The 19,896-nt window shown below is 61.8% G+C and carries 21 protein-coding genes; 11 read left to right on the top strand and 10 right to left on the bottom strand.

The features are described from left to right. Positions 1 to 41: 41 nt before the first annotated feature. Positions 42 to 398, top strand: coding sequence for a hypothetical protein (locus BLR31_RS15765; protein WP_090597662.1), 357 nt, complete (start codon positions 42 to 44; stop codon positions 396 to 398). 78 nt (positions 399 to 476) lie between these two features. Further along, the gene (locus tag BLR31_RS15760; protein ID WP_090597661.1) at positions 477 to 1,208 is read left to right on the top strand and encodes a L,D-transpeptidase; all 732 of its coding nucleotides are present in this window, start codon (positions 477 to 479) and stop codon (positions 1,206 to 1,208) included. A 72-nt stretch (positions 1,209 to 1,280) separates the two neighbouring features. On the opposite strand, the gene BLR31_RS15755 is transcribed toward BLR31_RS15760, so the two are convergent. Continuing rightward, positions 1,281 to 1,943: a YiaD family glycine zipper/OmpA-like lipoprotein gene (locus tag BLR31_RS15755; RefSeq protein WP_090597699.1), complete on the bottom strand. Its 663-nt coding sequence runs from the start codon at positions 1,941 to 1,943 to the stop codon at positions 1,281 to 1,283. 400 nt (positions 1,944 to 2,343) lie between these two features. Between BLR31_RS15755 and hemA the strand changes: the two genes are divergently transcribed. Continuing rightward, positions 2,344 to 3,624 (top strand): 5-aminolevulinate synthase, encoded by a 1,281-nt coding sequence (hemA, locus tag BLR31_RS15750; RefSeq protein ID WP_090597660.1) that lies wholly within the window; start codon positions 2,344 to 2,346, stop codon positions 3,622 to 3,624. Positions 3,625 to 3,631: 7 nt separating this feature from the next. Then, entirely contained in the window at positions 3,632 to 4,441 is an 810-nt protein-coding gene (gene blaOXA / locus BLR31_RS15745) for a class D beta-lactamase (RefSeq protein WP_090597698.1), read from the top strand. Between the two features lie 34 nt (positions 4,442 to 4,475). Here blaOXA and BLR31_RS15740 read toward each other — a convergent pair whose 3' ends face one another. The 3 genes from BLR31_RS15740 to BLR31_RS15730 form a co-directional block, all read right to left on the bottom strand. Then, entirely contained in the window at positions 4,476 to 5,165 is a 690-nt protein-coding gene (locus tag BLR31_RS15740; protein WP_090597659.1) for a glyoxalase superfamily protein, read from the bottom strand. A gap of 167 nt (positions 5,166 to 5,332) precedes the next feature. Continuing rightward, on the bottom strand, positions 5,333 to 5,968 hold the full coding sequence (locus tag BLR31_RS15735; protein WP_090597658.1) for a glutathione S-transferase family protein: 636 nt from the start codon (positions 5,966 to 5,968) through the stop codon (positions 5,333 to 5,335). Further along, the gene (locus tag BLR31_RS15730) at positions 5,968 to 6,684 is read right to left on the bottom strand and encodes a DUF1428 domain-containing protein (RefSeq protein WP_090597657.1); all 717 of its coding nucleotides are present in this window, start codon (positions 6,682 to 6,684) and stop codon (positions 5,968 to 5,970) included. The genes BLR31_RS15735 and BLR31_RS15730 overlap by 1 nt, the downstream gene beginning before the upstream one ends. A gap of 80 nt (positions 6,685 to 6,764) precedes the next feature. Between BLR31_RS15730 and BLR31_RS15725 the strand changes: the two genes are divergently transcribed. Further along, positions 6,765 to 7,217, top strand: a complete 453-nt coding sequence (locus BLR31_RS15725) for a MarR family winged helix-turn-helix transcriptional regulator (protein WP_090597656.1) — start codon at positions 6,765 to 6,767, stop codon at positions 7,215 to 7,217. Here BLR31_RS15725 and BLR31_RS15720 read toward each other — a convergent pair. Continuing rightward, positions 7,214 to 7,849 carry a response regulator transcription factor gene (locus tag BLR31_RS15720; protein ID WP_090597655.1) on the bottom strand — a complete coding sequence of 212 codons (636 nt, stop codon included), beginning with the start codon at positions 7,847 to 7,849 and terminating at the stop codon, positions 7,214 to 7,216. The two genes, BLR31_RS15725 and BLR31_RS15720, sit on opposite strands and share 4 nt — an antisense overlap. A 509-nt stretch (positions 7,850 to 8,358) precedes the next feature. Then, complete coding sequence (gene mscL / locus BLR31_RS15715) at positions 8,359 to 8,805, bottom strand: large conductance mechanosensitive channel protein MscL (protein ID WP_090597654.1); 447 nt, start codon at positions 8,803 to 8,805, stop codon at positions 8,359 to 8,361. A 142-nt stretch (positions 8,806 to 8,947) separates the two neighbouring features. Between mscL and BLR31_RS15710 the strand changes: the two genes are divergently transcribed. After that, positions 8,948 to 10,561: a hybrid sensor histidine kinase/response regulator gene (locus tag BLR31_RS15710; RefSeq protein WP_090597653.1), complete on the top strand. Its 1,614-nt coding sequence runs from the start codon at positions 8,948 to 8,950 to the stop codon at positions 10,559 to 10,561. A 3-nt stretch (positions 10,562 to 10,564) separates the two neighbouring features. Then, complete coding sequence (locus tag BLR31_RS15705) at positions 10,565 to 11,020, top strand: GNAT family N-acetyltransferase (protein ID WP_090597652.1); 456 nt, start codon at positions 10,565 to 10,567, stop codon at positions 11,018 to 11,020. 3 nt (positions 11,021 to 11,023) lie between these two features. Here the strand turns inward: BLR31_RS15705 and BLR31_RS15700 are convergent, their stop codons facing one another. Beyond that, the gene (locus BLR31_RS15700) at positions 11,024 to 11,617 is read right to left on the bottom strand and encodes a TetR/AcrR family transcriptional regulator (protein ID WP_090597651.1); all 594 of its coding nucleotides are present in this window, start codon (positions 11,615 to 11,617) and stop codon (positions 11,024 to 11,026) included. Positions 11,618 to 11,688: 71 nt separating this feature from the next. On the opposite strand from BLR31_RS15700, the gene BLR31_RS15695 reads away from it, so the two are divergent. Continuing rightward, the gene (locus BLR31_RS15695) at positions 11,689 to 12,114 is read left to right on the top strand and encodes a VOC family protein (protein WP_090597650.1); all 426 of its coding nucleotides are present in this window, start codon (positions 11,689 to 11,691) and stop codon (positions 12,112 to 12,114) included. A gap of 507 nt (positions 12,115 to 12,621) precedes the next feature. On the opposite strand, the gene BLR31_RS15690 is transcribed toward BLR31_RS15695, so the two are convergent. Both BLR31_RS15690 and BLR31_RS15685 read right to left on the bottom strand, forming a co-directional pair. Next, positions 12,622 to 13,284 (bottom strand): response regulator, encoded by a 663-nt coding sequence (locus BLR31_RS15690; RefSeq protein ID WP_090597649.1) that lies wholly within the window; start codon positions 13,282 to 13,284, stop codon positions 12,622 to 12,624. Positions 13,285 to 13,378: 94 nt separating this feature from the next. Beyond that, on the bottom strand, positions 13,379 to 13,828 hold the full coding sequence (locus BLR31_RS15685) for a MerR family transcriptional regulator (protein WP_090597648.1): 450 nt from the start codon (positions 13,826 to 13,828) through the stop codon (positions 13,379 to 13,381). 216 nt (positions 13,829 to 14,044) lie between these two features. On the opposite strand from BLR31_RS15685, the gene BLR31_RS15680 reads away from it, so the two are divergent. The 3 genes from BLR31_RS15680 (at position 14,045) to BLR31_RS15670 (ending at position 19,174) form a co-directional block, all read left to right on the top strand. Beyond that, positions 14,045 to 17,374: a peptidoglycan-binding protein gene (locus BLR31_RS15680; RefSeq protein WP_090597647.1), complete on the top strand. Its 3,330-nt coding sequence runs from the start codon at positions 14,045 to 14,047 to the stop codon at positions 17,372 to 17,374. Between the two features lie 109 nt (positions 17,375 to 17,483). Further along, positions 17,484 to 18,416 (top strand): sulfite exporter TauE/SafE family protein, encoded by a 933-nt coding sequence (locus BLR31_RS15675; protein WP_090597646.1) that lies wholly within the window; start codon positions 17,484 to 17,486, stop codon positions 18,414 to 18,416. Beyond that, positions 18,416 to 19,174 carry a TIGR02186 family protein gene (locus BLR31_RS15670; protein WP_090597645.1) on the top strand — a complete coding sequence of 253 codons (759 nt, stop codon included), beginning with the start codon at positions 18,416 to 18,418 and terminating at the stop codon, positions 19,172 to 19,174. Before BLR31_RS15675 ends, BLR31_RS15670 begins: the two co-directional genes overlap by 1 nt. On the opposite strand, the gene pdeM is transcribed toward BLR31_RS15670, so the two are convergent. After that, positions 19,171 to 19,878, bottom strand: a complete 708-nt coding sequence (gene pdeM / locus BLR31_RS15665) for a ligase-associated DNA damage response endonuclease PdeM (protein WP_176762706.1) — start codon at positions 19,876 to 19,878, stop codon at positions 19,171 to 19,173. The genes BLR31_RS15670 and pdeM overlap by 4 nt on opposite strands. Positions 19,879 to 19,896: the final 18 nt, after the last annotated feature.

Raw genomic sequence — 19,896 nt, 5'->3', positions numbered from 1 at the left:
CGCCTTTATCGCGCCATGATTGATACGGTAACCGATAGGCCATGACACGCATCCTGCCCATCATCATGCTGACCATTGGACTGGTTCTGCTCTCGAGTTCGTTCGCCACGGCGGCAACGACCGAGACGCATGCCATGCCTTTGGCGCAATGGTGCGTGCTCGACGACCAACCGACCGATACCGCCAGCCCTCTCGATCGCCCAGAGCTCATGCTTGGGCGCTGCTGGAAAGAGTTGGCGCTCGGCATGGTGGTGCCCGGCTGCAAGGTGCATGGGCAAATCCCCCATGCCTGCGACATCGAGCCCAAGCAGCCCCAAGCTCACTGGGCGATCATAGAGCCCCTGATCGACCGTATCGGTATCGAACCCTTCCCCGTCCTCCCCCCGCCCAGGGTCTGATCGCAACACAGATCGCTATCCTCCTGCTATCCCTGGACGAAGCCCCAATGCCTCCGTCCGTATGAGAAGTTTTTTGACATGAATGACATCACCCTCTCCCGCCGCGGTTTTCTTGCCGGGGCATCGAGCCTTCTGGCGCTGACCGCCGCGGGCTGCACCACCACCGCCCCTGTGACGACCCAGCCCGTCACCCTTCCGCCTCCGATCTCTCCAGAAGTCGTCGCGATGTATGCGGCGATGCCCTATGAGCAGTTCCCGGTTCCAGCCGTCGATCTGCGCTATCTCGAGCAGCGCTACTACCGCCAAAGCGTGCCCTATTCGACCACCGAGCGGCCTGGCACGGTGATCGTCGACACAGCCAATTACTATCTCTACCACGTTCAGGACAACGGCATGGCGATGCGCTACGGCGCGGGCCTGGGTCGCGCAGGCTTTGAATGGGCGGGACGCGGCCACATTGCCTATTCGCGCGAATGGCCGGTCTGGACACCGCCTTCGGAAATGGTCGACCGTCAGCCCGAACTGGAACAGTGGCGCCGGGGCCAGCCTCCGGGGCTCGACAACCCGCTCGGCGCGCGCGCGCTCTATATCCATGAAGGCAATCGCGACACGATCTACCGCATTCACGGCACGGGCGAGACCTGGACCATCGGTCAAGCGGTGTCTTCGGGCTGCGTCCGTCTGCTGCACCAGGACGTCATCCACCTTGCCGACAATGTGCGGGCCGGCTCGACCATCGTTGTCCTGCAATCCCCGACAACTCAGCCTTTGTCCCAGGACCCGTCGATGGGGCAGGCCCAGTTGGTCTAGGGACCGGCGCTTGGCCATGAAAAAAGGCGCACCCGCAAGGGCGCGCCTTTTTTGTTGGACAGTCCGAACAGACTACTGACGGATCGGAACGATGCGGATTTCGACGCGGCGGTTCTGCGCACGACCTGCTTCCGTCGAGTTGTCGGCGATGGGGTTGGCCATGCCGCGGCCCTCGACAAAGAAGCGGCGTGGATCGACACCGAACTGGGCAAGAGTGCGCTGCACTGAGGTGGCGCGCTGCTGGGACAGGGTGAGGTTGTAGCTCGCCGAACCGGTCGAGTCCGTGTAGCCGATGATATCGACCAGGGTCTGGTTGTATTCCTGGAGCACCAGCGACACCGAGCGCAGCGTGTTCTGGAACGCTGGCTGGATATCGGACTGGTTGACGCCGAACGTGATGTTGGACGGCATGTTGAGGACGATATTGTCGCCAACGCGGGTAACCGAAACACCGGTGCCCTGAAGCTGGGCGCGGAGCTGGGCTTCCTGTTCGTCCATATAATTGCCGATCGCCCCACCGGCGACAGCACCGACACCGGCCCCGATCAGAGCGCCGACACGCGCATCACCAACTGCCGACCCGATCAGCGCGCCGCCGAGAGCGCCGCCGCCGGCACCCAGCAGCGCACCGCCTGCCGTGTTGGAAAGCTGCGATTCGCCTGTGTAAGGATTGGTCGAGCAGCCGGCCAGAAACATTGCGGCAACCGCCGTAAGGGCAATAGCTTGAGTTCTCATGATAATCTCGTCGCCTCTATCAAAAATATTGCCGAATCCTTTGCGGAGGGAATACGGCGGGAAAGTGGTCATCCGCGACAAGACTACGCAGCGCCAGCCACAGCGGCAAGACGTTGGGCCGCAAGCATGGCTCGCGTCATTGGGTCGCGCTGATTTTCTTCTGACTTTTAGCCAATCTCCCGCTATAAAGCGATGAGTTGGATAAGCAATTCCCGCATAGCGGAACGCCAACGCCAAATTTGACGATGACATCTCACGGATCGATTTGATACAGATCATGTCGTACTCCGGCGCCGGGGTGCAAATGATCAAGGTGCGCCATGCTGAAGCGCACATGAAAAGACTAGGTGCCAGGGCAGGTTTACAGCCGTCAGCCTCCGGCGCGATTGGAGTTGGCCTCATGGACTACCGCGGCATCTTTGAAGATGCGATCGATGCGCTTCGCGTTGAAAAGCGCTATCGCGTCTTTGCCGATATCGAACGCATTGCCGGGCATTTTCCCCGCGCCATTTTCCGCGACAGCGCGGACAATCGGCACGAAATCACCATCTGGTGCTCGAATGATTATCTCGGCATGGGCCAGCACCCCAAGGTGATCGGCGAAATGCAGGAGACTGCCGGAAAGCTCGGCGCAGGCGCCGGCGGCACACGCAACATTTCAGGCACCAACCGTCCTCTCGTCGAGCTCGAGCGCTCGCTCGCCGATTTGCACCGCAAGGAAGCCGCCCTCGTCTTCACCTCGGGTTTCGTTTCCAACGAAGCCACGATTTCGACGGTCGCCCGCCTCATTCCCGATTGCCTGATCCTCTCCGATCAGCTCAACCACGCATCTATGATCCAGGGCGTGCGCCAGTCGGGCATGGAAAAGAAGATTTTCCGCCACAACGATCTCGATCATCTGCGCGAACTGCTCTCGGCAGCCGGCAAGCAGCGCCCCAAGCTGATCGTTTTTGAATCCGTCTATTCCATGGATGGCGACATCGCGCCCATCGAGGCCATCGCTGATCTGGCCGATGAATTCAACGCCATGACCTATATCGACGAAGTTCATGCCGTAGGCATGTACGGCCCGCGTGGCGGCGGCATGTGCGAGCGCGAAGGCCTGATGGACCGCATCGATATCATCGAAGGCACTCTGGCCAAGGGCTTTGGCGTCATGGGCGGCTACATCACCGCTAACAAGGCCATCGTCGACGCCGTGCGCTCCTACGCGCCCGAATTCATCTTCACCACCGCGCTGCCCCCTGCCCTTTGCGCGGCAGCCCGTGCGTCGATCGAGCACCTCAAGGTCTCCAATGTCGAGCGCGAGGGCCAGCAGCGCCAGGCCGGTCGCGTCAAGCGCGTCCTCGCCGAAGCCGGCCTGCCCGTCCTGCCCACCGATACCCATATCGTGCCGCTGATCGTGGGCGATGCGCGGCTGTGCAAGGCGGCCAGCGACATGCTGATGGATCGCCACAACATCTATATCCAGCCCATCAACTACCCCACGGTCCCCAAGGGCACCGAGCGGTTGCGCATCACGCCGACGCCCTACCACTCAGACGACATGATCGCCGAACTCTGCGACGCGTTGATCTCGGTCTGGCAGCAACTCGATCTGCCGCGTGATTTCGACATGTCCAAACTCATGGAAAACAAACTCGTGGTCGGCGATCTGACGCTTCCGACCGTGGGTGGATGACCACCGCATGACGCGGTTCATCCTGGCGCTTATCGTGGCCGTGGGCATTGCCGTGCCCGCGGCCATGCCGTCTCAGGCCCGCGAGATTTGCACCCTGATCCTGGATGCCTCAACCGGGGAAGCGCTGCTCGAACGCGGCGATTGCACCACCCCGGTCACGCCCGCTTCGACCTTCAAGATCCCGCTCGCGCTCATCGGTTTCGACAGCGGCGTCCTTGTCGGTCCCCAAACGCCCGAACTCGCCTTTACGCCCGGCGACCCCGACTGGGGCGATCGCTGGACCGAAAATACCGACCCATCCGATTGGATGCGCTATTCGGTCCTCTGGTATTCCCAGCGCATCACCCATGCGCTCGGCGCCGCCACGATGACCGATTATCTCCGCGCCTTTAATTACGGCAATGCCGACATGTCCGGCGACGCCGGTTTCGACAACGGCCTGGAGCGCGCGTGGGTCAGCTCGTCCCTTGCGATATCGCCCCGCGATCAAGCGGCGTTTCTCGTCAAATTGCTCGCGCGCGACCTTCCCGTCTCGACCGCGGCCCATGAGAACACCTTTGCCATCATCGATGCCTATCCAGCCGCTGATGGCTGGACCCTGCGCGGCAAGACCGGCGGCGCCTACCCCCGCAATGCCGACCGCAGCTTTGACTACACCGCCGGATGGGGCTGGTTCGTCGGCTGGGCCGAGCGCGATGGGCGCACCGTGGTCTTCGCACAGCTCAACCAGGATCGAACCCGCCTCTCCGGCTCGCCCGGCACCAGAGCCCGCGACGCTTTCATCGCCGCGTGGCCCGAGCTAGAGGCGGCTCTTTAACGGATCGCCGCCGCCTGAGATCGCGGCCGCCTCGTCATTGAAATCCGAGGTTGACTGGTCCGGGTGGCAGGGGCCTTCCCTTTGTCACCGGCACCGTTTGATCGACAGTGTCGATCCGAAACGCCCTTGCCAAAACGGAACCGGGCGCCTTGAGGAAGAATCCGAAATGGAGGCTGGCGGCTTTATCGTCCACGTCGAGAACCACCGAGCGTTCGGTCCAGTCAGTGGTGCCCGATATCGGGCCGTCCTCTTTTCGATCCATCATGTTATCGAACGCCAACGGACGGACGCCATCGATGGGATCGACACGCAACCAAATCGTGCCCGCCCCGGCTCCTCGCGCCGTGAGTTCAGCGGTCAATCGTACCCTCTTGCCGCGATAGGCTTCTGCCGAAAACGACTGCATAAGGCCGGCGAACGCATCGGATGGAACACCGGACGTCGCGATCGTTTCGGCCAGCGAGGCGTCCGGAACATCGGGTGCACGTCCGACACGGAACTGGTCGGGATCAAAGGAGCCGCATGAAAACCATCCGCTCGGTATCGGCAAATCGGAAGGCGGCAGCGCGCCCGCGTTACGCGCGGAGAGAACATTCCAATCGGCGAAGCCGAACTGCTTGGCAACGAGATCGAGGCATTGACCGTGAGAGAGCGATACACCGCGATCGGCCAACGCACCACGTAGCGCTTTGGCCATGGTCTTGGGTGCTGGGAAGTCCAACATGATCTGATCCTTGCTGGGGCAAGATCGGTGTCAGCGCCCGCGTTACCGACAGCTTGCCCATCAAGGTCAAACCGTTGGATATCGATCGATACGTTCACCAAACCCAGTGGGCGCGAGCGGCGGGCCGTATCAGCCTCCTTAAAAGAGACCACCCTCCGTTCCCTATGTCAACTTGCCCGCGCTCGGTCCCCGGCCGCGAAATGGGCCAGTTGGTCGTCATAGGCTTTCTTGAAGGCCGGGCGGGCAAGGGCGCGTTCGACATAGGCGATGAGCTTGGGATAGGTATCGAGCGCGCCGCGCTTGAGGGGCACGCGCAGCGTGTCGGCCATCATGATGTCGGCGACCGAAAAGCCCGACTGCGCAAACCAGTCGCGATCGCCCAGTGCTGCATCGAGGCGTTCGAAGCGGCTGCGCAGCCAGCCGCCCAGGGGGTTATCGCCCTGCCCGGGCTTGTCGATGAACCACCAGGGCACCGAAACCATCTCGACTGAATTGAGTGCCGCGATCAGCCATTGGGTGACGTCGGCCTCGCCTTTACCATCGCGCGGCATCAAGACCTCACTCTTACGCGCGATGTAGAGAAGGCACGCTCCGCTTTCAAAGAGCGTGACCTCGCCATCGTCGATGAACGGGATCTGCCCAAAGGGTTGGCGGGCGATATGGTCCGGACCACGACCATCGAAGGGCACCGATTTGACGACATAGTCCAATCCCGCCTCTTCGAGCGCCCATCGCAGCCGAATGTCACGGACGTGGCCACGCGGCCCGTTGGGCACCCAATCATAGGTCCAGACGGTGATCATCAGGCGTCGAGGATGGGTACAAACCCACCAAATATGCGACGCGATTCATCGATCCCCGGCGCCGTTTCGGCCTGCATGCGCGGGTCGGCCATCAGCTTGCCCCAGGCAGCGTCGCGCACGGCCTTGGACGGCCATTCGATCCAGCCAAACACCACGGTCTCGTCAGGCTTTGCGGCAACCGCTTTCTTGAAATCGGTCTGCTTGCCGTCTGGCACCATGTCGCCCCAGGCATCGACGCTGCGCACCGCGCCGCTTTCGATGAACATCTCGGACATAGCGTTGGTATAGGCCTGATAGGCATCTCGCGCGGTATTGGGCACCGCGATTACCGAGCCCTCGACATAGCCTGCATGGCCCTTGCCCTCGTGCTCGGACATCGCCTCGAACCCACCATAAATCATCCGCGCACCGTCAAAGGGCATCTTGGCGCCCATGTCGGCCATGGCCGGGTCGTTCATCATCTTCTCATTGGCCGCGTCGGCAGTTGCCTTGTCGGGAAACGACTGGAGCGAGAAAACGATCGCTTCGTCGTCTTTCGCAGCAACGGCGCGGTAAAAGTCGGTCTTTTCGCCCTTGGGTACATCATCGGCCCAGGTCTCGAGCATGCGCGTGGCGCCGAGCCCTTTGAAATAGTCGACCGAGTCCGCGGCAAACTTCCGGTAGTCGTCCCTGTTGGCATTTGGAACAGCGGCGACAAAACCCATCACATAGGTCATGACAATCTCCCTTCGCAGACAGCCGGCCCCCGGTCACGGCGTCGCATTGACATTTATGTTGATATCAACATGATCGTGACATGTCAAAGACACTCGCCCCAATACCCTACGCCACGACCCTCCATGTTCGCGACACCTGCCTGTGCCTGGCCACCCAGCGCGCGGCACGCACCCTTGCGCGACGGTTCGATGACGCCTTCCGGCCGCTGGACCTCACCAATGGCCAGTTCTCGCTCCTGATGTCCCTCAACCGCCCCGAGCCTCCGACCCTGGGGTCCGTCGCCAATCTTCTGGCCATGGACCGGACGACGCTGACCGCGGCCCTCAAGCCGCTCGAACGGCGCGGGCTCCTTACGGTCGCGCCCGATGCCGCCGACCGTCGCAGCCGTCGCCTTGGGCTCACCTCCGAGGGCATGGCCCTTCTGGCTCGCGCCGTACCAATTTGGACCCAGACCCACGCCGAGATCGACGCCGCCCTCGCGGCCTCAGGTCGGCCGCTCGCGGCAGGGCAACTTGCAGGGCTCGCGGGCTAACTCGTTAGAACGATGCGGATCAGGTCGGCGGTGTTGCGCGCGCCGAGCTTGTCCATGACCCTCGCCCGGTGCACCTCTATAGTGCGCGGGGAGATGCCCAGTTCGCGCCCCGCTTCCTTGTTGGATTGGCCGTTGGTTACAAGTTGCAGCACCTCGCGTTCGCGCGGGGTCAATTGGGCAAAGCCCCGGATCTCCACATCGCGCTGCCCCTCGCTGGCGGCATTGAGATGCACGTCGCGGCGCAGCGTTTCGCGCACGGCGCGCACGAAGCGCTCATTGTCGACGGGCTTGACGAACACATCACTGGCACCCGATCGCATGGCTTCGACCGTCCCGTCCACGTCGGGCGCATCGGCGAGCATGAAGACGGGGATGCCCGCGCGCATGTCCTTGATGCGCCGCAGCGCCGGCATCATGTCCTCACCCATCAGCCTGAAATTGAGGATCACGACATCGGGCCGCCGCTGCCCGAAGCGAGCGATGAACTCATCGCTGTTGCGCGACACGACGGTCTGAAACCCTTCGAGCTTGAACAGCACGTCGAGCGATTGGCATGTCGACACGTCGCTATCGCCGATATGGACCAGCCGGTCGCGGTTGAGAAAGGGGCGGTAGGAAATTTCGGCAGTCATTGACCATCTCCTTTGGGCAGGGCCCTCCAATGGCGTTGCCGCCGGGCACTTGCGTTTAAACCGTCTGTTTTCGACCGCTCGGTGAGAGCAGCCATCGACCCGTCACAGATCGGCAAACCAGAGGCAAAGACATGGTGTCCGCCGGAACGCGACGGTCCCGGCGCCCGCTACAGGGCCATTCTCCAGACTGTGGTCCGCCTCGCGATCCGTAAGCGTAATCGCGCACGAAGTTTGCTACAGGCAGTCAAATCAGCCGTCCGGGAATCTCCCTAGACTCGACTACCTACAAATAGGACTACAGTCTTATAAAAACTAAAGCAATAGGGAGTAATACGTAAATCTTGAGACAGACAACCTATTTCGTCGATAGACACGCCGTGCAGCGTTGAGCACGTCGCTAACATGTTAGGTCTCAAGTCCTGTATGGAAGATGGCGATTCGCGAGGATTGGCCTCACCCAAATCGCGATCGCCCCTCCCGGCAAACCGGGAGAGGCGCAGCGTCTGCGATCAGTTCAGGGGACGTGCCCGCAACGCATCACGAATCTCGGTGAGCAGCGCTTCTTCGCGCGAGGGTGCGGGGGGCACTTCGGGCGCAGGCTCGGCGGCTTTTTCACGGCGCAGGCGATTGATCAGCTTGACCAGCATGAACAGAACGATAGCGATCACTGTAAACCGCACAGTGGCGTTGATGAACAGGCCGATATTGAGCGTTGCGATGCCCAGTTCCTGCGCAACGGCCAGCGACGGCACGGCGACGTCATTGGGATTGGACAGAACGATAAAGAGGTTGGAAAAATCCACACCGCCCAGGATCAACCCGACCAGTGGCATGAAAATGTCGTTGACGATCGAATTGACGATGGCGGTAAAGGCGGTGCCGATGACGATACCGATCGCCAGCTCCACCATATTGCCCTTGATGGCGAATTCCTTGAATTCCTTTAGAAGTGACATGGGTTCGTCTCCTGTCCAGTCTCTGCCCCGAGCATGGGGCGCTGACGACGCTAGCGCCAAATTGAGCCTATTGTCCATTGGGATAGCTTGACATCGATCCTCTCGAAGGGCCACGACAGGACGAACCTGAGAGGTCCCGGAAATGGTCGAGCCGACCCGCCAGCCGCATCCGTTCGACGGCCCCGCCCTGTCGGGACCGATCAACCACTTGCCCTATGGCATCGCGGTTTACGACGCCGACATGCGGCTGGTCGTCTCCAATGCAACCTATCGGTCCGGGCTGGCGCTTCCGGCCGATCTATCGGTACCGGGCACCTCTATAGATGACGTCCTTTTGTTCATCGCCCGCCGCGGCGATCTGGGACCCGGCACGCCCGCCGTTCTGGCCAGCCAACGCCGACGCCTGATCACATCCGAGCCAACGACGCTCACCCAGCGCTCCAACATGGCCGGCAACCAGCTCGAAATTCACACGAGCCGCATGAGCGATGGCAGTCTTGTCGTCTCGTTCTCCGATGTCACCGACCGCGCACGTGCCGAAGCGGCGCTCGAACAGATCAACCACACCCTCGAAGCGCGGGTCAACGATCGCACCCGCGCCCTGACGATCCTCAATGCCGAACTGGAAAAGGCGCGCGCCAAGGCCGACGCCGCCAATCACGAAAAGACCCGCTTTCTCGCCGCCGCCAGCCACGACCTGCTGCAACCGCTCAACGCCGCCCGGCTCTACACCTCGACGCTGTTCGAACGCACGCGCGGCACGCCCACGGCGGATCTCGCCGGCTCGATCGACGCCGCGCTCAACGCCGTCGAAGACATCATGTCGACCCTCCTCGACATTTCGCGTATGGATTCGGGCGCGCTCAAGGTCTCGCGCACCAATTTCGATATCCTCGACCTGCTCAAGAAAATCGAAGTCGAGTTCCAGCCGCTGGCCAACGAGAAAAATATCGAGCTGCGCGTCGTTGGCGCTTCGTTTTCGGTCCGGTCCGATCGTATGCTGTTGGCGCGCGTCATCCAGAACCTCGTCTCGAACGCCGTCAAATACACCCGCCCCGGTGGCCGCGTCCTGGTCGGCTGCCGCCAGCGCGGCGACACGGTTCGGCTCGACGTCATCGATACCGGCATCGGCATCGATCGGCACCAGCACCAATTGATCTTCACCGAGTTCTCCCGCCTCGAACAGGGCGCCCGCATTGCGCCGGGCTTGGGCCTGGGCCTCTCGATCGTGCAGCGCATCGTTGCCGCGCTCGATCATCCCATGGATATCGAAAGCAAGGTCGGCGCCGGCTCACGGTTTTCGGTATTCGTACCGTTGGTCAAGGACGGCAAGCTTACTCCGCAGCCGGTCGAAGAAGCGCCGCAGCGCGCGCCGAGCCAGTTCGACGGACTGCACGTCCTCTGCGTCGACAATGAACGCTCGATCCTCGATGCCATGTCCGGCTTGCTTGAAAACTGGGGCTGCGATGTGCGTACCGCGACTTCTCTCAAGGAAATCGCGCAACTGGGCATGCTCGAGGGCTGGGTGCCCGATCTCGTTTTGATGGACTACCACCTCGACCAGACCTCGGGGCTGGATGCCATCGAATGGCTCAAACAGATCGTCGGCGGCCATCTCCCCACCGTCCTCGTCACCGCCGACCAGACCCCTGCCGTCCGCCAACTCGCCGAAACGCGCGGCACGCCCGTGCTCAACAAGCCCGTCAAACCCGCAGCGCTGCGTGCCCTACTCACCCAGATGAGCAAGCAGCTTTAGCGGATGGTCCTCGTCCGACGCCTTGCGCCGAACGACGCTGCGCTCTGGCGGACGCTTTCACTCGAAGCCATCGCCAATCATCCCGAAGCGTTCATGACGCCGCTCGATGACGAAAGCACCATCCCGATTACGGCTTATGCCGATGCCATCGCATCGGGCGCTCATGTCTTCGTCGCCGGAAACGACGAAGCGAACGCATTCCTGCGTGTGTTTGGCGCAACCGGAACGATCCACGGGTTTTACGTGCGCCCGGCCGCGCGCAGAACCGGGCTGGCCGACGCGCTGATGCACGCCCTCAAGTCCGCTGCCCGAGAGGCGGGTTGCCGGCACATCGCGCTTGGTGTCTTCCGTGAAAATGACGCTGCTGTCGCACTCTATCAAAAGCACGGCTTCACCCGGCAATCGTCCGAGCCGTTCGGCCAGCGCGAAAGCTGGACCATGGCCCTGCCGCTCGATTGAACGTCAGGCCGGCGCCAGCCCCCTGATCATCGCTTCGAGGCTTTTTTCCCAATCCGCTCGGCTTCCGCCCGCCTCGATGTCGAGTGCTGCGGCATCGAACGCTGCCGAAATCATTGCAGTCAACGGATCGAGCGCCAGCTTTTGCAGCGCCCCGGTCTCTATCGCATAGGCCAGCCCATCGCGCAGCGCGCTGGCGCTGTGGCACATATCTATCGATTTCGCCTCGGCGTGTCCGAGCACCGCCGGCCCTTCGAGCAGCAAAAGCCGTGTGCGCCCCGGCGCCGCCATGGCATCGAGATAGGCTCTGCCGCCGGCCATCAACGCCTCCATGGCCGATGTGGGATCGGGCGATGACTGGATGATATCGCGCGCCACCGCCGCAGCTTCCGCATCCACCACGGCAGCGAACAATTCGCGCTTGTCGGCGAAGTGATGGTAGAGCGCGCCCCGCGTTACCCCTGCCTTGGCCACGATTTCGGGCGTCCCGATGTCGGCATAGGGCCGCTCGACAAACAGATCACGCCCCGCCGCCACCAGGGCCGCGCGTGTGCCCTCAGAGCGATCCTTGTTCGAACGCCGTTTCAATACCACTTGCATACATACTGCCTGTATGTTATTTCAATCATACATACAGACAGTATGTTTGTTTCAAGCGAAAGGAAACCCCCATGCGTCCGACCAGCTTCTATCCCGTCATCATGACCGATAACGTGACGACCTCCGCCGCTTTTTATGTCGACCATTTCGGCTTCAAGACGCTGTTCGACAGCGATTGGTACGTCCATCTGCAATCGACGGCCAACCCGGCGTTCAATTTCGCCGTTCTGGCCAAGGACCACGCGACGATCCCCGAAGCCCATCGCGGCCAGACCGGTGGCGCCCTGCTGAGCTTTGAAGTCGAAGACGTCGACGCCGCCTATGCCCAACTCAAAGACGCCAAAGCGAACATTGTCCTCGACATCCGCGACGAAGATTTCGGCCAGCGCCACTTCATCCTCACCGACCCCAACGGCATTTTGATCGACGTCATCAAACCCATCCCCCCCAGCCCCGAATTCGCCGCCCAGTACGCCCCCGAGGCTCTGCCGCAATAGCCAGCGGCACACATTCGCCCCGCGCCGAAAGTCAGTGATGATTTCGAACGCGGGGCGGTATCGGTCACCTGTGGCTCCGCGTCTCAGCGCCCCCTCAACCACCCTCACCCTAAAAATAACTTATCCCCGCCCTCTCGATCTTCCCCATAATCCCCCAACGAACCCGCGTTGATGGACGCAAGCGCAACGAACGTTTGGGCGGGTTTGGTTCGGGTTCCTTGGGGGTCGCCGCAGGGAAGGCCCAAAGCGGACGGATGGCCGGATGTGGATTGCGAGGTCCACGTCGTACCGGGGAAACCCGGAGGGGCACCGGGAGGATCGGGCAACCGAGACTTCCAACAATCCCCAGCCCGAGACGCCGCCATAAGCCCAAAATCCCGGACGCATGGGGCGATGATCGCTTCATATAAAACAAAAATCATGCGGAGCGTTCATCGCCCCATGCCGTCTTTGAAATCGCCGGGGACCCGATGGCAATGCCGGAGGGCGATTGCGCACGTGCTCAGCCTAGCTTTCGGCGCTCTCGAACAATTGCGAAAAATGTCCCTGCTCGATCTTGGACGACGCAATCACCGCCTGGGTGCGGCTGTCGACCCCGAGCTTTTGCAGGATCGCCGAGACGTGCGCCTTGACCGTCGCCTCGGAAATCGAAAGCTCATAGGCGATCTGCTTGTTCATCAGTCCGTCCGAGAGCATCATCAGGACGCGGATCTGCTGCGGTGTGAGCGTGCCGAGTCGTGCCAGCACCTCGGCCTGTTCGTCGTCGCCATCGAGCGAGACACCCTCGGGCACCCAAAGCCCGCCTGCAAGGATCGTATCGATCGATTGCCGGATGCGCGCCGCGCTTTCGGACTTCGAGAGGAACCCCGAAGCGCCCAGATCGAAACAGCGGCGGATGATCGAAACATCCTCGACAGCCGATACGATCATCACCGGGATTTCGGGAAACTGCGCGCGCAGCAAGAGGAGCCCCGAGAACCCACGCACGCCCGGCATGTTGAGATCGAGCAGCACGAGGTCGCAATCGCGATTGGCTTCGAGTGCCGAGGTCAGCCCCTCGATGTCGCCGGCCTCTTCAAACGCCGTGTCGGCATCCGTTCCTTCCAGCGTCTGGCGCAGGGCCGAACGAAACAGCGGATGGTCGTCGACGATGATGATGCGGTGACTCATGGGGCGCAAATCCTCGCCGGAAGGGATAACTCACCTGTGATAAACCCAAGATTGGCCGCCAAATCAAGCAAATCGCGTCAGGTTGGCCGAAAGTCTAAATTTTGTCGCCATGGCCGTCGGGGTCCTGCGGTTCGGCCAGCATGCCTTCGATGATCTGCTCGACGCGTCCGAGTTCGGCGAGCGATTTCTCGATCGCACTGCGCCGCTGCTGCAGCAAATGGCGCTGGTGCTGCACCTTGTCGAGCGCGCGGCGCAGATGGTCGTAAGAGCCATCGCGCAGATCATAGGTGTCGAGATATTCCTGGATTTCGCGCAGCGTCAGCCCGACCTGCTTGCCGTCGAGGATGATGCGCAGCCGCAGGCGATCGCGATTGGTGTAGAGGCGCTTGTTGCCCACACGCCGGGGGCGCAACATCCCCTTGTCCTCGTAAAACCGCAGCGTGCGATGCGTGATCGAAAACGCGTCCGCCAGTTCGGCGATCGTATAGATCGCCTGCCCCTCGCCACGGCGCGCTACACGCTCCTTTCGGGTCGAACCTGTCATGTCTGCCGGATCGTTCACGCTGGTACTGAGAAATCGACCACACCACGAACGGTGGGCCAGTTCAAGCAATGGGCGAATTTACCTGTGCTTTCAATGCAGAATGCGACCAGGGTTAACGCGATGTTTACCATAAACTGACGAGAGTCACGCTAGGCGATTCCCTTTTCTGAATGTAGCGCAAGCGGCGCTGCCCCAAAGACCCGGTCGGACGGACACATGGCGCGTACGAATCCAAATCACGATTGGCCCGAGACCGAAACGGTTGCGCCAAAATCGAACGGCGCGGAATGGGAGAGCCTGCGCAACGAATTGGTCGCCCTGCTCGATCAGGTCGAAGACCACGTCACCAGCGCAAAACCCGACACCACTCAACCGCAAGCCGTCACCCCGCGCCCCATGGCCCATCAGGCATCGCGCCATTCCGAAGCGCTCAAGAGCGTTCGCCAGGCCGTCTACCGCCTCGCCGACCGGTCGAGCGACGATCGCCCCGTGATGCGCGAAAGCGTCGTTGACGCCATCAACCAGATCCGCGCCCGCCAGACCGGCGCCGTCAACGTGCCAGAACCCGAACCAGCTGTTGTCGGGCCGACACCTGCGATAGCCGAACCCACGCCCGAGCCCCAGCCGACGCCCCCCGCGGCACGCGACGACGCAGAGCTCAGTGGTCTCGCCCAGTCGCTCGACGCCTTGGGCGAACGGATCGGCAATTTCGAATCCAGCGTCGCCGACCGCCTCGACACGCTCGACAATCGCGCCGACATTTCCGGACAGATCTCGCAGCTCAGCGAAGTCATCGAAATGCTGGCCGCCGCTGTCGGCGAAACCGGGCAGATCCGGCGCATCGAAGCGCAGATCGGCAACCTCGCCGAAATTCTCGCCGCCGATCGCGCATCGGGCGAAACAGCCACCTCGCGACGCATCGAGGAATTGACGGGGACAGTCGAAAAGCTCGTTGCCCATCAGGTCGAAATATCCGATCGCGACCAAGAGGCGCTTGCCGCTTCAGAGGCGCGCCAGATCCAGTCGATGGAAATGATCGAGCGCTCCGTCCGCACGATCTACGATCGCATCGATGCGTTTGAAGCCAGCCAGGCCGAGCCGGCCTATGTCGAGCGCTTGAGCCAGGATATGGCCTCGCTGACCGAAGCGGTCTCGGCCAATCGCGAACCGACCGCCCTGCTCGAAAAAATCGACGCGCTGAGCCAGCGCATTGAAACGATGCAGGCCTCGGGTGGAGAAGAAGCCGAGACGCTGGCCCAGAGCGTTGAGACCCTGCGCCACGTTATCGCCGAAACCATTGCCCCACGATTTGACGCCATCGACACCTGTATCGAGGCCATCGCCAGCGCTCCAGCCGGCGGTACATCGGATGCGGTTGAAACCCAGTTGCGCCAGATTGCGCTCAGGATCGAAGATACGAGCAACCAGCTCAAGGCCATGTCCGAGGCATCGCACGGCGAGACAAGCCTGCCGCCCGACCTCGACGCCTTGGCCGAGCGCATCATCGCCAAAGCCAATGAACTTGCGCCCTTCGCCGACCAGGAGGGTGCGGGCATCGACAAGGCCGATCTGGCCGCGCTCGAGGAGCGGCTGGCCAATCTCTTTGCCCGCGCAGAACCAGCCGAAGCCTCCAGCCATCTGGCCGGAGTGAAGCAGTCGATCAATCAGGTGGACAACCGCATCGCGCGTCTTGAAGCGATGCTGAACACCAAGATCGAGAAGTCCGAGCCTGTAACCGCGATTGCGACCCCGATATCCGAGGCCCCTCCCAAGCCGCGTCAGCGCCCCGACGATGCAATGCCGGTCGACCCTGTGACCGGATCGACTCGCCGTGTCCTGAGCCAGCCGATCGAGAGCCTGCCGGAGGTCGTTCCTCTTTCGGTGCAACCGGCGGACGAACCCAAGGGCTTCATGATCGATCCAGAAGCGATCGAGCGCCCAGCCAAACCGATGTCGAGCTTCTCGCAGTCCCGGAGCCCGTTCGAGGCCGCCGCCCGTGAGACCGAGACACCAGCCGCACAAGGCGTTTCCAGCGCCACCCGCTCGAGCTTTATCGAAGCCGCCCGTCGTTCTGCACGTCAGCCCGAACCTGAAGCGCTCGAATCCAAGTCTCTGATCGGACGCGCGCTTGCCCGTTTCCAGCGCGCCGAGGCCGAAGCGACCGAGACCGGCCCAGCTGAGCCTTTTCTTGCCGCTCCGGAAGCCATCGAGCAGCCGGCTGTTCAGCCTGAAGCGTTCGAAACATCCGAAGAGCCAACGCCCGGCTTTCTCGCACGCAATCGCCGCGCACTCCTCCTCGGCACCGCGCTGATCGTGGCTATCGCCCTTGCCGTACCGCTCATTCTCGATCGTCAGGCCACGGCGACCACCGAGAGTGTGCAGGCCATTGAACCCGTGGTGGAAACCCCGGCCCCGGCTGCAGAACCCGAGGCCGCACCAGTCGAGCCGGCAGCGCCGGTCTCTGCCGAACCCAAAACGCTCGAAACGGGCAGCGCAGATGGACTCACCTCCGCTGTTCGCGTCATAGAGCAGCAGCCGAGCCTTACCGCGGCGCGCGTCGACGCAGCCACCATCAACGCCCTTCCCTATCTTGATCCGATCCAGACAGCGTCGATCGACACCGCCTCACCGCTTCCCACAGACGATGGTGCAGCGCGCGCAATCGAGACCATGACGTCAGCCGCTTTGCCTGAAATCGCAGTGCCGGATGGTATCGAGCCCGCCGAGCTTGCAGCAGCAGCCGAAGCCGGCGACCGGTTTGCCCAGTTCGAAATCGGCGCCATCCTCACCGAGGGCACGCTGGTCGAACAAGATTTTGCACAGGCCGCCGCATGGTATGAACGCTCCGCTGCGCAGGGCTTTGCTCCGGCGCAATATCGGCTCGGCAGCCTCTACGAAAGCGGTCGCGGCGTTGAACGCGATCTTGAAATGGCACGTCTCTGGTATCAACGCGCCGCCGAAGCCGGTAACCGCATGTCGATGCACAACCTCGCCTCGCTTTATGCTGGCGGCGAACTGGAAACCCAGGATTTTGAATCCGCGGCACATTGGTTTGAAGAAGCAGCTACCCGCGGCATGACCGATAGCCAGTTCAATCTGGGCATGCTTCATGCCCGCGGCCTCGGCGTCGAACAGGATTTCGAACAATCCTATGTGTGGTTCTCGCTTGCCGCCCGCGCCGGCGACCAGGACGCCGCGACCTCACGCGATGACGTTGCCCGTTCGCTCGACGCTGCGGCGGTCCAGCGGCTAGACGACACGATTGCCGCCTGGAGCCCCGCCGAGTTCGATCTTGCCGCAAATTTTGCGCCGATCGGAACTTGGGACGAGACATTCGATCCGGGCCCATCTATCGCGAACACTGACGTGGTCTTGCGCGTCCAGATGCTGCTTGGCAAACTCGGTTACGAAATCGGCACACCCGACGGCATTGCCGGCCCAAGGACTCGCGAAGCGATTGCATCGTTCGAGCGCGAGACCGGCATGAGCGAAAGCGGAGCGGTCAATCCTCGGCTGCTGGCCGTCCTCGGCAGCCAACCGGTCTAAAAGTGCAATTGCATCAGGTTTCGAACCTGGTGCACACAAATGCAATAAATCTGCCACAGGGCGCCCCTATCAGCGCCCTGCGTCACCTTCCTATGAATGGGCTCCGGCCGTGCTGATCTACCTGCCCATCGCCGAAATATCGGTCAATCTCTTCTTTCTTGTAGGGATTGGGGCTGCGATCGGGTTCCTGTCGGGACTGTTCGGGGTCGGCGGTGGTTTCCTTCTCACGCCATTGCTGATTTTTTCCGGGGTCCCGGCACCGGTCGCCGTCGCTTCGGTTACCGGTCAGGTCGTGGCCTCTTCGACCTCTGGGGCGTTGTCCTATCTCCGGCGGGGCGGCATCGATCTCCAACTTGCCGGGTTTCTCGTACTGGGCGGATTTGGTGGCGCTTTCATTGGCGTTTGGATATTCGATCTCCTGCGCACTCTTGGTCAGCTCGATCTGGCAATCTCGTTCGGCTATCTGATCTTTCTAGGCTCCATCGGAACGCTCATGCTGATCGAAGCGGTGCGGTCCCTCATCCGCTCGCGCAAAAGCGGCCCACCGCCGCGGCGCATGCCGGGCCAGCACAATTGGGCCCATGGCCTGCCGCTGCGCGTGCGGTTCAAACGCTCGAAACTCTATATTTCGGTGATCCCGGTCATCGGCATCGGCTTTTTCATCGGCATCGTTGGTTCGCTGCTCGGCATTGGCGGGGGGTTCATCCTCGTGCCGGCACTCGTCTATCTGCTGCGCATTCCCGGGTCGGTCGTCATCGGCACCTCGCTTCTCCACGTCCTTGCGGTGATGGCAGCGACCTGCGTGTTGCACGCTGTGCAAAGCCAGAGCGTGGACATGCTTTTGGCATTCTGCCTGATGGTCGGGAGCGTCGCAGGGGCACAGTTTGGCGCCTCGGCCGGACAATATCTGCGTGGTGACCAACTGCGCGCGCTTCTGGCGATCATCGTTCTGGGCGTTGCCATCCGCTTTGCACTGACCTTGTTGCTGGCGCCGGCCGACCCCTATTCCATGGCCACCCTCGGGTTCGGGGAGGCGCTGTGATGGTCATGCGCCTTATCATCCTCGTTGCGACCCTGATCGTTTCCGGCGCCGCCGCCCAAGCCCAAAGCCTGGTTTTCGGCACATCCGATCCAACGATTTCCATCCACTCGAGCTTTTCGGGAGAGACGGTCACGCTCTTCGGCAATATCGAACCCGATACCGCAGGAACCATGCCAAGTGGGGCCTATGACATTGTCATGGTAGTGCGTGGACCGGTGGAAGATCGCGTCGTGCGGCGCAAGTCGCGCCAGTTCGGCATTATGCTCAACGCCGACTATGCGCTGTTTTCCGGCCTGCCGTCGTTTTATCGCATTGCTTCAAGTCGACCGATCGAAACCTTGCTCGACGCCGAGACCATCGACCGTCGGCAATTCAGCCTGCACGGTCTGGCTCGGGCGACGCTGAGCGAATCGAATGGCAATGTCGCGCTATATGAAAACGAGTTGGTGCGGTTGATGGAGCGCTCGAACCTTTTCCGGGCGGATCCGCGCGGCGTCACATTCATGTCGCCGACATTTTTTTCCGCCCGCATCGTACTGCCCGCCAATGTTCCGAACGGCATGTTTCTCGCCCAGGTTTTCGTCGTCCGAGATGGCGAGATCATAGCTGATCGCGCGCAACGCTTCTTTGTTCAGAAGTCCGGCTTCGAGCGTTTCCTGGGCGAAGCGGCCGTCGATCAGCCGCTGCTTTACGGGCTCGCCACAGTGCTGCTCGCGCTTTTTACCGGCTGGATGGGCGGCGTATTGTTCCGGCGCTAGCCGTGCACGAGGCGCTGGGTGCTCACGGGGTAAACGCGGTCACGCCCAAGCATGCTCACCTGCAGTCGCGTTTTGTCGAACAGTCCCGCAAAGGCCGGTGACAAAACGTTGAGACTCCCCGTCGACGCGCCGTAAGCCGGAAGGATCAGCAAATGGTCGTCCCATGCAAAGCACGGACGGCGCGAGGATTTGCCGTTGATCGCGACCCGCGCTGCGGGATGCAAATGGCCTGAAATCAATCCAGGTGTTCCACGGCGCGGTTCATGTCTGAGCGAGCAGCCTGAGATCGAAATTTCGGCACAACAGACCCCGCCGAGCCCATGCGGTGCAGGATCGTGATTGCCAGCGATCCAGAACCAGTCGCGCGTTTCGACCATTGAGGCCAAAGTCGCGCGGTCCTTGTCGAGGAGTGTCGTTGAGCCCTCGTCGCGGTGAAAACTATCACCGAGCGCAATCACGGTCGTCGCACCAGTTTCGGTAAGGTCGCGCTGCAGGCGGGCCAAAGTCATACCGGTGTCGTAAGGGGGCAAGAACTGACCAGAGCGCGCGTAGCTCGACAATTTTTCCAGATGCAGATCGGCGACCAGCAGTGCATTCGCATCCGGCCAGAACAGCGCACCTGAAGCAAGGGGAAGAAAAACCTGTCCATGAAAGCGGATAACGGGGGCAGCGTCCGAATCTGAAACAGGCTGTATTTGAGCCAAACTGATGTCTTCCCGTGC

This window comes from Pelagibacterium luteolum, from assembly GCF_900100665.1.
GTDB classification, from domain to species: domain Bacteria; phylum Pseudomonadota; class Alphaproteobacteria; order Rhizobiales; family Devosiaceae; genus Pelagibacterium; species Pelagibacterium luteolum.
This window is presented reverse-complemented; position numbering and strand designations above follow the sequence as displayed.

Bases quoted from the DNA above. Each gene is read 5' to 3' on its own strand.
- BLR31_RS15765 (WP_090597662.1), top strand. From the start codon at position 42: ATGACACGCATCCTGCCCATCATCATGCTGACCATTGGACTGGTTCTG.
- BLR31_RS15760 (WP_090597661.1), top strand. From the start codon at position 477: ATGAATGACATCACCCTCTCCCGCCGCGGTTTTCTTGCCGGGGCATCG.
- BLR31_RS15755 (WP_090597699.1), bottom strand. From the start codon at position 1,943: ATGAGAACTCAAGCTATTGCCCTTACGGCGGTTGCCGCAATGTTTCTG.
- hemA (WP_090597660.1), top strand. From the start codon at position 2,344: ATGGACTACCGCGGCATCTTTGAAGATGCGATCGATGCGCTTCGCGTT.
- blaOXA (WP_090597698.1), top strand. From the start codon at position 3,632: ATGACGCGGTTCATCCTGGCGCTTATCGTGGCCGTGGGCATTGCCGTG.
- BLR31_RS15740 (WP_090597659.1), bottom strand. From the start codon at position 5,165: ATGTTGGACTTCCCAGCACCCAAGACCATGGCCAAAGCGCTACGTGGT.
- BLR31_RS15735 (WP_090597658.1), bottom strand. From the start codon at position 5,968: ATGATCACCGTCTGGACCTATGATTGGGTGCCCAACGGGCCGCGTGGC.
- BLR31_RS15730 (WP_090597657.1), bottom strand. From the start codon at position 6,684: ATGACCTATGTGATGGGTTTTGTCGCCGCTGTTCCAAATGCCAACAGG.
- BLR31_RS15725 (WP_090597656.1), top strand. From the start codon at position 6,765: ATGTCAAAGACACTCGCCCCAATACCCTACGCCACGACCCTCCATGTT.
- BLR31_RS15720 (WP_090597655.1), bottom strand. From the start codon at position 7,849: ATGACTGCCGAAATTTCCTACCGCCCCTTTCTCAACCGCGACCGGCTG.
- mscL (WP_090597654.1), bottom strand. From the start codon at position 8,805: ATGTCACTTCTAAAGGAATTCAAGGAATTCGCCATCAAGGGCAATATG.
- BLR31_RS15710 (WP_090597653.1), top strand. From the start codon at position 8,948: ATGGTCGAGCCGACCCGCCAGCCGCATCCGTTCGACGGCCCCGCCCTG.
- BLR31_RS15705 (WP_090597652.1), top strand. From the start codon at position 10,565: ATGGTCCTCGTCCGACGCCTTGCGCCGAACGACGCTGCGCTCTGGCGG.
- BLR31_RS15700 (WP_090597651.1), bottom strand. From the start codon at position 11,617: ATGCAAGTGGTATTGAAACGGCGTTCGAACAAGGATCGCTCTGAGGGC.
- BLR31_RS15695 (WP_090597650.1), top strand. From the start codon at position 11,689: ATGCGTCCGACCAGCTTCTATCCCGTCATCATGACCGATAACGTGACG.
- BLR31_RS15690 (WP_090597649.1), bottom strand. From the start codon at position 13,284: ATGAGTCACCGCATCATCATCGTCGACGACCATCCGCTGTTTCGTTCG.
- BLR31_RS15685 (WP_090597648.1), bottom strand. From the start codon at position 13,828: ATGACAGGTTCGACCCGAAAGGAGCGTGTAGCGCGCCGTGGCGAGGGG.
- BLR31_RS15680 (WP_090597647.1), top strand. From the start codon at position 14,045: ATGGCGCGTACGAATCCAAATCACGATTGGCCCGAGACCGAAACGGTT.
- BLR31_RS15670 (WP_090597645.1), top strand. From the start codon at position 18,416: ATGGTCATGCGCCTTATCATCCTCGTTGCGACCCTGATCGTTTCCGGC.